Source organism: Bacillus sp. EB01 (genome assembly GCF_000613125.1).
In the GTDB taxonomy this organism is placed as follows: Bacteria; Bacillota; Bacilli; order Bacillales; family Cytobacillaceae; genus Bacillus_D.
Window position 1 is genome coordinate 3,985,073 of sequence record NZ_HG964497.1, and the last position, 13,116, is coordinate 3,998,188.

At 42.5% G+C, this 13,116-nt stretch carries 12 protein-coding genes; all 12 read right to left on the reverse strand.

Annotation, left to right across the window (positions count from 1 at the left end; genetic code table 11):
• Positions 1–14: 14 nt before the first annotated feature.
• The 12 genes from asd to truB all read right to left on the reverse strand — a co-directional run bounded on the left by asd (position 15) and on the right by truB (position 12,996).
• A complete protein-coding gene (gene asd, locus TY16_RS18615) occupies positions 15–1,070 on the reverse strand; it encodes an aspartate-semialdehyde dehydrogenase (RefSeq protein ID WP_043933306.1) in 1,056 nt (351 codons plus the stop codon).
• Positions 1,071–1,265: 195 nt separating this feature from the next.
• Entirely contained in the window at positions 1,266–1,859 is a 594-nt protein-coding gene (gene dpaB, locus TY16_RS18620; RefSeq protein ID WP_043933307.1) for a dipicolinate synthase subunit B, read from the reverse strand.
• On the reverse strand, positions 1,856–2,758 hold the full coding sequence (gene dpaA / locus TY16_RS18625) for a dipicolinic acid synthetase subunit A (RefSeq protein ID WP_043933308.1): 903 nt from the start codon (positions 2,756–2,758) through the stop codon (positions 1,856–1,858). Before dpaA ends, dpaB begins: the two co-directional genes overlap by 4 nt.
• Positions 2,759–2,948: 190 nt before the next feature.
• Positions 2,949–3,197 carry a YlmC/YmxH family sporulation protein gene (locus TY16_RS18630; protein ID WP_043933309.1) on the reverse strand — a complete coding sequence of 83 codons (249 nt, stop codon included), beginning with the start codon at positions 3,195–3,197 and terminating at the stop codon, positions 2,949–2,951.
• Between the two features lie 177 nt (positions 3,198–3,374).
• On the reverse strand, positions 3,375–3,788 hold the full coding sequence (locus TY16_RS18635; RefSeq protein ID WP_155922284.1) for a hypothetical protein: 414 nt from the start codon (positions 3,786–3,788) through the stop codon (positions 3,375–3,377).
• A 164-nt stretch (positions 3,789–3,952) separates the two neighbouring features.
• A complete protein-coding gene (tnpB, locus tag TY16_RS18640; protein WP_043933311.1) occupies positions 3,953–5,101 on the reverse strand; it encodes an IS200/IS605 family element RNA-guided endonuclease TnpB in 1,149 nt (382 codons plus the stop codon).
• Between the two features lie 451 nt (positions 5,102–5,552).
• On the reverse strand, positions 5,553–6,791 hold the full coding sequence (locus TY16_RS18645; protein ID WP_043933312.1) for a M16 family metallopeptidase: 1,239 nt from the start codon (positions 6,789–6,791) through the stop codon (positions 5,553–5,555).
• A 78-nt stretch (positions 6,792–6,869) separates the two neighbouring features.
• Positions 6,870–7,835 (reverse strand): polysaccharide deacetylase family protein, encoded by a 966-nt coding sequence (locus tag TY16_RS18650; protein ID WP_043933313.1) that lies wholly within the window; start codon positions 7,833–7,835, stop codon positions 6,870–6,872.
• 496 nt (positions 7,836–8,331) lie between these two features.
• Positions 8,332–10,452, reverse strand: coding sequence for a polyribonucleotide nucleotidyltransferase (gene pnp, locus TY16_RS18655; RefSeq protein ID WP_043933314.1), 2,121 nt, complete (start codon positions 10,450–10,452; stop codon positions 8,332–8,334).
• A gap of 181 nt (positions 10,453–10,633) precedes the next feature.
• Complete coding sequence (rpsO, locus tag TY16_RS18660) at positions 10,634–10,903, reverse strand: 30S ribosomal protein S15 (RefSeq protein WP_043933315.1); 270 nt, start codon at positions 10,901–10,903, stop codon at positions 10,634–10,636.
• A 154-nt stretch (positions 10,904–11,057) separates the two neighbouring features.
• Positions 11,058–12,008, reverse strand: a complete 951-nt coding sequence (gene ribF, locus TY16_RS18665; RefSeq protein WP_043933316.1) for a bifunctional riboflavin kinase/FAD synthetase — start codon at positions 12,006–12,008, stop codon at positions 11,058–11,060.
• 61 nt (positions 12,009–12,069) lie between these two features.
• Complete coding sequence (gene truB, locus TY16_RS18670; RefSeq protein WP_043933317.1) at positions 12,070–12,996, reverse strand: tRNA pseudouridine(55) synthase TruB; 927 nt, start codon at positions 12,994–12,996, stop codon at positions 12,070–12,072.
• Positions 12,997–13,116 lie beyond the last annotated feature (120 nt).

Genomic DNA, 13,116 nt, shown 5'->3' on the forward strand with positions numbered 1-13,116 from the left:
AAAAATGATATGAATTATTTCGCTTTTACGACTCCCAGCCTGATTAAGCTTTCTGCAATCTGGACAGAATTCCAGGCAGCGCCTTTCAGCAAGTTATCTGATACAACCCACATATGGAAGCCATTATCGCTGTCAAGATCTTTGCGGACCCTGCCGACGAAGACATCATTTTTGCCAACACAATCAGCAGGCATTGGGTAGATTTGGTTCGCAGGGTCATCCTGGAGGACCACTCCTGGTGCATCACTCAATAATTCCCTGATTTCTGCAGCGGTAACCCCTTCAGACTCAATTTCAAAATAAACCGATTCTGAATGGCCTACTTCTACTGGAAGCCTGACGCATGTTGCCGCAACCTGAAGGCTTGTATCATGCATTATTTTCTTCGTTTCATTTATCATTTTCAATTCTTCAAATGTAAACCCGTTATCTTCAAATTTATCAATTTGCGGAATGGCGTTGAACGCGATTTGATAGTGCTTATCACTTGCCTTGACAGGAAGTACTTTAGGTTCAAAGTCCTTGCCTTCAATGATTGCCTTTGTCTCTTCCCTTAATTCTTCTATAGCAGCAGCCCCGGCACCTGAAACGGCCTGATAGGTAGAAACAATGATTTTTTTAAGTCCGAACTTTTTGCGGATAGGTTCCAGTGCAACAACCATCTGGATTGTCGAGCAATTCGGATTAGCAATGATTCCTTTGTGTGTATGGACATCCTCTTCATTAACTTCAGGAACAACGAGCGGCACCTCAAGATCCATCCTGAATGCACTCGTATTATCAATTACCACTGCCCCGCGCTTAGCTGCTTCCGGAGCCAATTCCTTTGATACGCTGCCACCTGCACTGAATAAAGCAATGTCTATCCCTTCAAAGCTTTCCGGCTTTGCTTCCTGGACTGTATGCTCCACATCATTAACAGTTATTTTTTTGCCTGCAGACCTGGATGATGAAAGCAGGACAAGTTTTTTTATCGGGAAGTCCCTCTTTACTAGCGTCTCAATCATTTGCTGGCCAACTGCGCCTGTTGCGCCTACGACAGCAACTGTAAATCCATTTTGTCCATTCATACTTACCGAAGACTCCTTCCGTCAAAACATATCTTGATATATTATTCCATCTGGGAATGTTCATTGGGATATTTCATCCCTCCCATATGTATAAAAGAGCAGCGGGCAAAAGCCCGCTGATGCTTTTCTACATTTTAACACATTCCCTTGCTAATGAAAGACTTAAAAGCTATTTGCTTTCGCAAAAAACATTTTTCAGTCAAGATATCTTTCTACAAGGACTGGCTGGAGCTGTTTACCATCAAGCGCTGCCTCAACAGTCTCTTTTAATTGCGCCATTCTTGCGACCATTGAGTTTGGTTTGTTAACAGGATCATCCTGGCCAAACGGTATGAAGAATATATGTTTAGATGACATTAGCCTCATTAGATTGACGCCATTCAAACCAAGGGCATCATTCGTCGATATTCCGAGAATGATTGGTTTTTGGTTTCTAAGCGTAGCTTTTGCCGCCATAAGGACAGGAGAATCATTGATTGCATTGGCGAATTTGCTCATGGAGACACCGGTCATAGGTGCGATGACCATGCAGTCCAGCGGGTATTTTGGCCCTAGAGGTTCAGCCTTAACAATTGAATCGATTGCTTCATTTCCTGTTACCTGAACGATTTTTTCTATCCAGTCCTCACCTTTGCCAAACCGGGTGTCTGTGTTTTTTACGGTAAATGTAACTATCGGAATGACTTCAGCACCTTCTTTGACTAGTTTTTCTATTTCCGGGAACACCTCGTCATACGTACAGTGAGAACCAGTAAGGCCAAAGCCAATTCTCTTACCTTTCAATTTCATGTTGCTTTCCCCTTTCGATTCTGTAAGTCACCCTGGAGGAGCTGCGAGAGTACGTTCGCTAATATTTGTCCAGCCGTCTTTGGTGCGACTATGCCTGGAAGGCCCGGAGCAAGCATTGCTTTAATCCCGCGCTTTTCAGCGTAGCGGAAATCTGTGCCACCTGGTTTTGATGCAAGGTCAATAATCAAGGTATGTGAGGCCATTTTAGAAATAACCGAAGCACTGACAATCTGGTGAGGAATTGTGTTAATAACGATGTCGGCATCTCGAATTTCTTTTTCTATTTCCGAAAGGTGAAAAGGAATGAGGCCCATCTCAGTAATCCGAGCAAGATGCTCGGACTTCCTCGCGCCTGTCTTCACTTTTGCACCAAGTACATGAAATGTCCTCGCTACACTCATACCGGTACGCCCAAAACCAAGCACGACAACATTTGAGCCATGGATAGTAAAATCTGTATGCTGGATGGCCATCATGATGGTACCTTCAACTGTAGGTATCGAATTGTATATAGCCACGTCATCCCGTTCAAACAAAAGAACAAGGCGCCGTTTTGCTTTTTTAATAATTCCTGTTAAGTAACCATTTGTTATCCCCGAGTATATCGTGCATGTTTCAGGCGTTTTAGCCAGGATTTCTTCGGTCAGGACAACCTGTTCATTTGAGAAAATAGTTTCAACCTGCCCATCCATGCTCGTTCCCGATACAGGCAAAATAAGAGCATCGACGGCTGAAAAATCGGCTTCACCTATTTTTTCTTTTTGCGCTCCAGTAAAGGCATGGTCCAATTGTTCAAACCCGACTAGTAGTAATTTAGCATCCAGTTCCGTTAGTTTCCTGATGATTTCCAACTGCCTGGCATCGCCGCCAATAATGGCTATCTGCATCCCTGTCAGCATGAAACACTTCACCTTCTTTGTTTACAGATTCCTATTCAATTCTATGCCCAATGCAGGCTACTTGACATTTTATGTTGATGGGTTGAAATGGGTGAAAATAAACCATGCCATACATAACGGAATTGGCCTTTAAAACATTAAAAGCCTCCGCTTGTTTGCGGAGGCCATCATTTCTTTTTTATTTGTATGCCTAATCTTCTTCACGTCCTGGGATATCTATTATAATCATATCGGCACCAATCTTTTTAATATGCTTCCATTGAACACGCACTTCCTCACCCTGTTTCCGGAAACCAAACCATTTTAATGATGGGATAAGCAACGCCTGAATCTGTCCCGTCTGCTCATTAATTTCAAGATCCGTCTGCCCGAGGACTCCCAGCCTCTCCGCCTTTTTGATGTCCACTATTTCCTTGCCGCTTAATTCGCTTAGCCTCATGCCCTTAATCCCCCTGTCAGTCCTTTTTATTAGTTTATAGGGTTTTAAAGCAAATAGACTATTTTTCGGAAAACAAGCTATTGATATAGCACTTAATTCCTTACTGACGAATGGATGATGACTTTATAAAACAACAAAGGGTTTGTGGAATTTAGTAATTGCTCCTGTCACCCCTATTTACAAATCATTATGAATTTCTTTTTGTGCTAGAATGCTGAAAAGGACTAGTCCTAAGCCAGCACTATCACCTGCTGAGTTTTCCCGACTTAAAAATTCATCAATAACCGGATTACTTGTTTTAAAATACGCTGAAACATTCTCAGCCATTTGTTCAAATCCATGTTTATGTAACCCTATAAACTCAAAGATTGCTAAGTTTTTGCTCTTGTACCGCTCTGGATTCGTAACAGGTTTTATCTCGTAAAAAGATTTTTTTTGGTTGTGAGTAAAAATTTCTGGTACCTTTTGTTCGTTTTCAACGTTACCTATTTCTAAAACATTCACTCCCAGGAGAAATATACCACTACCTTTTATTACTTCTTCTGGGTCATGATAACCTGTAACTATATATTGAAGTTCATCAAGCAGCACAATTGGAAACTCGTAAATAAACAATAGAAAAGATACAACTGTTGAAAACACAAAGATCCGTTTTGGGATACGTATTTTCCTAATTTGAACTATCCCCACCTATCAGCTGCCGCTGATTGAGGAAGGGGATTCCTAAGTAAAGAAACCTATCAGTTTCTAGTTGATTAGGCTATCCCTGTCGTCCCGACAGTTAGGAGACGAATGGCTTCGTTCCGGAGATTTCTTCCTGCGTTAATATCCCTGTCATGTTCCATGCCACATTCCGGACACACCCATTTGCGGAGGTTTAAATCCTTAACGCCCTCGTGTTTGTAGCCGCAATTTGAGCACAGCTGGCTGGATGCAAAGGTCTTTGAAACCGCCACAATTTTCTTTCCATACCAATTTGCCTTGTACTCCAGCATAGTGCGGAATTGGGACCAGGATACTTCACTGATGGATTTGGCAAGCTTGTGATTTTTAAGAAGAGGGTATACCTGCAGATCCTCAATACCGACGACATCGTGGTTTTTGATGATTTCGGTAGAGATCTTCTGCAGGTAATCTGACCTTGCATTCACAATTTGTTCATGTAGCCTTGCAACTTCGCGTTTCTGTTTTTGGTAGTTCTTGGCTTCACTCAAAGGTTTCTTGTTCTTTATAGCCTGTTCCCGCCTTCGGGAGAGGATGCGTAGTGCTTTTATTAATTTCTCTTCCATCGTCCGGAAGAATTTCGGATTTTTGTATGAGGTACCATTTGAGAGTATGGCAAAATCCTTTAAACCCATGTCAACTCCAACCACTGAACCCGTTTTTACCTTAGGCGGGACTTCCTGTTCAGCCAGGATTGAAACAAAGTACTTACCCGAGGGGCTGCGGCGGATCGTGGCATTTAAAATTCTGCCTTCAATTTCCCTGCTTTTGGCAAATGTGACAAGCCCAAGCTTTGGCAATTTCAGCTTATTGCCCACTATAGCAATATTTCCGTTTGTGTGCTTGGAGGTATAGGATTGGACTTTGTTTTTCTTTGATTTGAATCGTGGGGCTTTTGTCTGTTTTTTAAAAAACCTTTCGAACGAATCGGAAAGATGCTGGAGGGATGTTTGTACTGCCGTACTGTCGACTTCCTTTAACCAGGGAAATTCCTTTTTCAGGACAGGAAGCTGGGAGGAACACTTGTTGTAGGACAGTCCTTTACCCTCTTCTTTATAGGAAGTATTCCATTTTTCAAGAAAGAGATTAAAGACGAACTGGGCGCACCCAATTGTCTTATTAATCAGAATTTCCTGTTTTTGATTTGGATAGATTCGAAATTTATACGCTTTTTTAATCATATAAACACTCCCTTTCCACCGGAACGTTTGTTCTAATTATACCACAGAAAGGAAAACTTTGGCTATCGCCAATCGGCATTCATCTCTCCCTTATTGTTTGGCTCTGCCTGCACACAATTGAGGGAGTTTTCTGCCAGGTTATGATAAATTAAGAACATCATGAAGAATACGCTTATCAGGAATAGAACATTTACAAAGTAAAAACCTAAGATGAAACCCATTAGATATAACTATAAATCATTTAAATAAACAAGAATTGTTGCCGCAAAGGGTAAATTTTGATACTTTTCTTCGAATTCACTCCTCATTACCCATCTCCTAGCCTAAGATTCCTTTATAAATGTGCAATATTTCAAATTAATTTTACCGCTTTTTCCCTTCTGTAAAGAAACAACTTGGGTATCTATCCTCAAAAAAGCAGCCATTGCACTTTTGCAATGGCTGCTATCTTTTATTTCAATAAATTTGGAAGTTCTCCATCCGGACTGATCAAAGACACGGAATAGTGATCTGTAAAGATTTTGTTGGCTAGCCCATCAACTCCAGGCTTTGTTACACTGTCAATTTCTTCAATAATTTCATCCAGTGTACGATGGTATTTTAGGATGAGTTCATTTTTACCATTGCGGCTCATCCGGCTGTTTGTGCTTTCTAAGCTTAACATTAGGCTGCCTTTAAGCTGTTCCTTGCTATTGTTAAGCTCTTTCTCCGAGATGCCATCCCTCTTCAGTGTATCTAAGGTATCCTGTACCGTCTCGAAAAGCAGGTCGAGCTGCTTTGCTCCTGTTCCACCATAGATGGTGACAATTCCGCTGTCCTGGTAGGCTGAATGGTAGGAAAAGACGGAATAGGCGAGTCCGCGCTGTTCACGAACGTCCTGGAATAAACGGCTGCTCATGCTTCCGCCCAGTATATTGTTTAAGACAATCAGACTGTAGATGTCCTGGTGTCCAACCTTCAGGCCTTCAAAACCAATACAAAGATGTGCCTGCTCGGTTTCCTTCTTTCGGGACAGACGATTTGCATGGAATACTGGTTTGTCCTCACGAGGCTCAGCCTTTCCGCCTTCATAGGAACCGAAATGCTTTTCTACCTTGCCAATGAAAGTTTCAGCAATATTACCAGCAATCGAGATGACGACGTTTTCCGGTGTATAATGCGTATGGATATATTCCTTCAATTTGGTTCCATTAAAGGTTTCAAGCGTGCTTTCCGTTCCCAATATCGGATATCCCAGTGGATGGGACTCATAAACAGCTTTGCTTAACAGGTCATGGACGATGTCATCGGGTGTGTCATCATACATCTTTATTTCTTCAAAGACGACATTTTTTTCTTTTTTCAATTCTTCTTCATCAAATACTGAATTGAAGAACATATCTGAAAGGATTTCCAGAGCAAAGTCGGCGTGTGTGTCAAGTACCTTTGCATAATAGCAAGTGTATTCCTTTGAAGTAAAAGCATTTACCTGGCCGCCAATGCTGTCGAATGATTCGGCAATTTCCCTGGCTGAACGGGTTTTTGTGCCTTTAAAAAACATGTGCTCAAGGAAATGCGATATCCCGTTGTTTTCTGGCGTTTCATTCCTCGAACCAGTGCCAATCCAGATTCCTATTGCAACCGATCGGACAGTCGGTATATTTTCAAGTACAACCCTTACTCCGTTTTGGCATGTATATTTCTTAATCATTGAACTCCTCCTGTTCTTGGACAACTGCTGCGGCTATTCTTAGATTATTTTACATGTTTGTTCCCATTTCTCCAAATTTTAGCGCTTTTCTACTAGAACCGGGTGTATCCTTTCTTCGGACAGCAATTCTGATATTGTACCTAATTTAAAGTCTTTCTCCTTCAAAATAAGAATCATCCGCTGTAATGCCGCAGCTGTCGGCTCAGTTGGATGCATTAAAATAATGGATCCGTTTGCCGTTTTGGTCGTGACACGGTTAAGAATTGTTTCAGGGCTTGGTTTTTGCCAGTCAATCGTGTCTACCGTCCACATGATTGTTCCAAGCTTTTGTGACGCTGCTATTTCAGCGGTATTGGTACCAAGGCTGCCGCTCGGAGGAGCGAACCATTTGCTCTGTTTACCAGTGGTAGCTTCTATGACTTCATTGGTTTTTTTAAGTTCCTCAATAGCTCTTTCTTTCGTCACTTTTGCCATGTCTACGTGGGAATAGGAGTGATTTCCTACTTCATGGCCACCATCAACAATCATCCTGGCAAGCTCTGGGTATTTTTTTACCCAATTTCCTTCAAGGAAAAAACTCGCAGAGACATTTTGTTTTTTTAGGACAGCAAGCATATCAGGCAAATATTCATTGCCCCATGCAACATTGACCGCAAAGGCTACCATTGGTTTTGAAGAATTGCCTCTATATAAAGGTGCTGGCGGCAGATCCTTAAGATGGACCTTCGGCCGGGTTTCCCGAAATATAAGTTTGGAGGGATCGTATTTACCTTTTTTCTTCATTTTTTTATAGGAAGCATCTATATCAATTTCATATCCATTGTACCCTGGTATCGCCTTCCAGATTTTATCGATTCGTGCATCCTCGGCCGCAATATTCTTCTCGGCAGCAGCTCCCTCAATTTTTTCATAGAGTTCGTCTTTTTGTTTCAAAACCGGTATACTGTCGGTTTTCAACGCCTCTACATAGCCAGAAACATATGGACTGTTAATCGCCAATAGTGCCAGGATACAAATAAAAAGAAATAAAAGTCCCCTTTTCATATATACTTCCCCCTTTCCTACACAGTATGTTATGTAATAAGAGGTCAGAACATGCCCTGTCCACTAAGTAACTCAATCTTTTCTTGCATAGCTTCTTTGTATTTGTAGAAATAAAATTTAAATTGCTTTACGAACAAAAGCGCAAGCGCCTTGACCATCGCCGTACAAAATGGAGGGGCTTCGACTGAGATAAAGTGAAACTTCCATCAGCGATTTTTGCTGATGGTTAGTTGAACGAATCGGACCTTTAGGATCAGTTGCCGACGGAGGAGGCTTACTGAGCCTTAAGAGTGGGATAAAGGAATCACGAAGAGCGAATGCGATTCGATGATGACTTATCGTAGGGAGGAGACCTGAAGTTTGCTAGGCGATAGGCGCTGGAGCTAGACGTAAACGAGCTAGATAAAAAAGTTATCCACAGTTGCGAAATCTAAAGTTTCCTTAACAACAAAAAAAGAGGCTGCCACCAGTGGGACAGCCTCTTGGGATATTATTCTTACTTATTTTCCTGCTCAGCCTTTTCACGCTGTTCTTTTAGAACTGCCTTGCGGGAAAGGTTTACACGGCCCTGCCTGTCAATCTCGGTAACCTTGACAAGCATTTCGTCACCGATTTTAACGACGTCTTCAACTTTGCCAACTCGCTCTTCAGCAAGCTCAGAAATATGGACAAGCCCATCTTTTCCGGCAAAAATTTCAACGAAGCAGCCGAATTTTTCAATCCGTTTTACTTTGCCTAAGTAATACTCACCCACAACAACTTCACGAACGATATCTTCGATGATTTTCTTCGCTTTCTGGTTCATTTCTTCATTTGTAGAAGCAATGAATACTGTACCATCCTGCTCGATATCGATTTTAACGCCTGTTTCTTCAATAATCTTATTGATTTGTTTTCCGCTTGGTCCGATAACATCTCTGATTTTATCCGGATTGATGGTCATCGTCAAAATCTTAGGAGCATATTGAGATAACTGAGCCCTTGGTTCTGCCAATGTGGATAGCATGGACTCGAGTATTTGCATACGGCCTTTCTTAGCCTGCCCCAAAGCTTCTTCCAGGATTTCACGGGATAAACCTTCAATCTTAATATCCATTTGAAGGGCGGTCACACCTTTTGAAGTACCGGCAACCTTGAAGTCCATATCACCAAGATGGTCTTCCATTCCCTGGATATCTGTAAGTACAGTGTAATGTTCACCTGATTTAACAAGTCCCATTGCAATACCTGCTACAGGAGCTTTAATTGGAACCCCTGCATCCATCATTGCGAGTGTACTCGCACAAATGCTTGCCTGAGAGGTTGAACCGTTCGACTCAAGAACTTCGGATACAAGACGGATTGTATAAGGGAAATCCTTCTCAGACGGAATAATAGGTTCAAGCGCCCTTTCTCCAAGTGCTCCGTGTCCGATTTCGCGGCGGCCTGGTCCCCTGATAGGGCCTGTCTCACCAACAGAGAAGAGTGGGAAATTGTAATGATGCATAAATCTTTTTTCTTCCTCAAGCCCAAGGCCATCCAGAATCTGAACGTCACCCATTGCACCAAGCGTACAGATGCTAAGCGCCTGAGTCTGGCCGCGTGTAAACAAGCCGGAGCCATGGGTACGGCTCAAGAGGCCAACTTGTGAAGACAGAGGACGGATTTCATCGACCCCGCGTCCGTCTGGACGAACTTTTTCTTCAGTTATCAATCGGCGAACCTCATCCTTAACTAATTTGTCGAGGATTTGTTTAACCTGCTTAAGGTCTTCATCAGTTGCTTCCTGATCTACATACTTTGCAAGAACTGCATCCTTCACTTCTTTGATGGCAGCTTCTCGGGCATGCTTTTCCTGGACCTGGATGGCGGAAATCATATCTTTTTCACAAAACTCAAGTACTTCCGCTTTTAATTCCTGGTCTACTTCATAAAGAGTTATCTCACGCTTTTCCTTGCCCACAGCCTTTACAATTTCATCCTGGAAGGCAATGAGACGCTTGATTTCCTCATGTCCAAACATAATTGCTTCAAGCATGACTTCCTCTGGAACTTCCAGCGCGCCTGCTTCAACCATGTTGATTGCATCCCTTGTCCCAGCAACGGCAAGGTGTATATCGCTCTTTTCGGCTTGTTCAACGGTCGGATTGATGACGAACTTTCCATCAACGCGGCCAACAATAACACCCGCGATAGGTCCTTCAAATGGAATGTCGGATACGCTGAGGGCGATTGAAGAGCCAAGCATTGCTGCCATATCAGATGGGCAATCCTGGTCAACACTCATTACAATTGAAATAACTTGTACATCATTCCTGAATCCATCAGCAAAAAGCGGGCGGATCGGACGATCAATCAGGCGGCTTGCAAGGATTGCTTTTTCACTTGGCCGGCCTTCACGCTTAATGAATCCGCCAGGAATTTTCCCAACAGCATATAGGCGTTCTTCGTAGTTTACAGTAAGTGGGAAGAAGTCCACATTTTTGGGTTCTTTTGAAGCAGTTGCTGTACTAAGTACTGCAGTATCTCCATAACGGACAAGGGCTGCTCCATTTGCCTGCTTTGCAAGCTGGCCAACTTCGACGGTAAGCTTGCGCCCCGCCCAATCAATAGAAAACTCTTGTTTCTTTGATTCCATGTATTTATTACCCCTCTTTCTGGCTCAATCACTTTTAAAAATGCTTCAGCGCTTTCCATGCAATTAGTTTACACTTTTAGGTATCGTAATAATAATAGTATTCACAAGATAATGCTGACTTAAAATATGTATAAAGTATTTTTACCTAACAAAAAAGCGGGAAGATTCCCGCTTCTTTCTACTATCGACGTAAGCCAAGCTTATTGATTAACTCACGGTAGCGTGCAACGTCTTTGTTACGCAGGTAAGTTAATAGGTTACGGCGCTTACCAACCATTTTCAAAAGACCGCGACGTGAGTGGTGGTCTTTCTTGTGTGTGCGCAAGTGCTCGTTCAAGTTGTTGATTGATTCAGTAAGGACAGCGATTTGGACCTCTGCAGATCCCGTATCGGCTTCATGAGTTTTGTACTCATTGATTAGTTCGTTTTTGCGTTCTTGTGTGATTGCCATCCTGGTTCACCTCCTAATTTTCTATCCCCATTTACTGAGCAAGCGCCGGTGATTCGACATGCCAAGCAAAGGTTCTTTTAGTACGTTAATAAGAATACAACTTTTCCCGCCAAAAAGCAAGGAAAAACCTAAATTCAAGACAATTCAAATCTATCTAACCAATACTCAAGCCAAAATGTACGGCTGCTCGTTCTTTGTCTTTGTTTATTTGCGAGACAAGTTCATTGATACCGGTAAATTTCTGTTCCTTCCTCAAATAAACATGCCATTCGACAATTACTCTCTGACCATAAATATCCTCGTTAAAGTCGAATATATTAACCTCTATAGAAGGCTTAGGTGCTTTTTCCTTCTTGAAGGTTGGTTTGTACCCCATATTACAAACGCCATAATACCAGGAGCCGCCAACGTGGATTCGTACAGCATATACGCCCAGCGGAGGCAATAGGTATTCTCCAGTTAGCTCTACATTGGCAGTGGGAAAACCAATCGTCCTGCCTCGCTTATCACCATGAATGACCACCCCGGAAGTTGTATACATTCTGCCAAGCAGACCTTTGATAGCTTCCATTCTCCCTTGCATTATATATTGTCTAATGAGAGTGGAACTAATTTTCTCTCCATTCAGCTCAAGCTTTTCAACCATGGAATAGCTGAATTGCCCCCGAGAGTGAAACGGCATCGTTTCCATGTTTCCTTTGCCCATTCGTCCGTAAGAATAATCGAAGCCAGCTGATACGTGTTGGATGTTGAGCCCAATAATATACTGATCTATAAATTCCTGAGGTGTCAGGTTTGCGAATTCATTCGAAAATTCGGCAATAAACAAAATATCCACACCTGTTTCAGCAATAAGCCTAATTTTTTCATCCATTGGTGTAATATATTCAATTTCCTGATCCATCCTGCCCAGCACAACCTTGGGATGGGGATGGAAGGTCATAACAGCAGTCTTCAGTCCCTTTTCTTCTGCATGCAAACGCGCATCGGAGATTACCTTTTGATGTCCAAGATGAACCCCGTCGAAATAGCCAAGTGCAACTGAGGACGGCGGTAAATCATTTTTAGCGATATGATGGGGATATTTAAGATTGATTACTTCCACTACTGTTCACCTTTTCTGTTAAAGCAACTGCCAATCCTCATACCTTTTAGAGCTGTATGGGTTAGCCATTGTTATCAGCCATCCACAGCACTTTAATCGGCTTCATCAGCCCTTCCTTTTCAGGGTGCTTTTGATAGATAGCAAGGACCTCCCCTGACATAACTTCTAAAGCAATCGGGCCGGAATGGTTGCTGAATTCTTCAGGGATACGCAGGCGCACCCCATTCTTCACTTTCTCTGCTAATGTATCATTTATCCTGTATTTCGGCAAATGGAAAAGAGCGCTTGCCGTCGGTCTCAATGCCTGGTCAATCTCCCCTTTTGCCATCAATTCCTCGATTTGGGCAAATGTTAAACAATCATCGAGTGTATATGCTGCAGAACGGGTCCGGATTAGCGAGGACATATGTGCTGGATAACCCAGTCTCTCACCAATCATGACTGCCAGTGTCCTAATATACGTCCCTTTACTGCATTCAGCACGGAATCTGAAAGTAATTGTTTCTCCGATAAACTCCTCGCGGTCATCAAGAAGTTCTAGCTTATAGATCGTTACGAATCTGGAGGGCCTTTCAACTTCAATTCCTTTTCGGGCATATTCATAAAGTCTTTTCCCGTTCACTTTGACCGCCGAATACATAGGCGGGGTTTGTTCAATTTCTCCTGTTAATGAAGCCAGTACATCAAGTATTTCCTGTCTGCTGATTATTCTTTCTACAGGGATTCGGTTTACTTCTGCTCCTGATGCATCTTCAGTTTCGGTTGATACACCAATAGTAACTTCTCCTTCATATGCTTTACCGGCGTCTGTTATGTATTCCGCAACTTTGGTTGCCCTGCCGATACATATTGGCAGGACGCCTGTCACATCCGGGTCTAGTGTCCCTGTATGACCAACCTTTTTAGTTTTTAGTATTTTTCGCAGTTTGAACACGCAATCATGCGAGGTCATTCCCGCGGGTTTGTATAGCGGCAAAATTCCCTCCAATAGATTCAGCTCCTTTTAGTATTTTTTAAAAAGTATTGCGCTGGGGGAGTATACTTGCGTGCCGGTCTTGGGCAAACTCAGAGCTTTACTTTTCAGCAAAAGATTTTTTCATCATAACTC

Excerpts from the sequence above, each read along its gene's own strand:
- asd (WP_043933306.1), bottom strand. The coding sequence starts at position 1,070 with ATGAATGGACAAAATGGATTTACAGTTGCTGTCGTAGGCGCAACAGGC.
- dpaB (WP_043933307.1), bottom strand. The coding sequence starts at position 1,859 with ATGAAATTGAAAGGTAAGAGAATTGGCTTTGGCCTTACTGGTTCTCAC.
- dpaA (WP_043933308.1), bottom strand. The coding sequence starts at position 2,758 with ATGCTGACAGGGATGCAGATAGCCATTATTGGCGGCGATGCCAGGCAG.
- TY16_RS18630 (WP_043933309.1), bottom strand. The coding sequence starts at position 3,197 with ATGAGGCTAAGCGAATTAAGCGGCAAGGAAATAGTGGACATCAAAAAG.
- tnpB (WP_043933311.1), bottom strand. The coding sequence starts at position 5,101 with ATGATTAAAAAAGCGTATAAATTTCGAATCTATCCAAATCAAAAACAG.
- TY16_RS18645 (WP_043933312.1), bottom strand. The coding sequence starts at position 6,791 with ATGATTAAGAAATATACATGCCAAAACGGAGTAAGGGTTGTACTTGAA.
- TY16_RS18650 (WP_043933313.1), bottom strand. The coding sequence starts at position 7,835 with ATGAAAAGGGGACTTTTATTTCTTTTTATTTGTATCCTGGCACTATTG.
- pnp (WP_043933314.1), bottom strand. The coding sequence starts at position 10,452 with ATGGAATCAAAGAAACAAGAGTTTTCTATTGATTGGGCGGGGCGCAAG.
- rpsO (WP_043933315.1), bottom strand. The coding sequence starts at position 10,903 with ATGGCAATCACACAAGAACGCAAAAACGAACTAATCAATGAGTACAAA.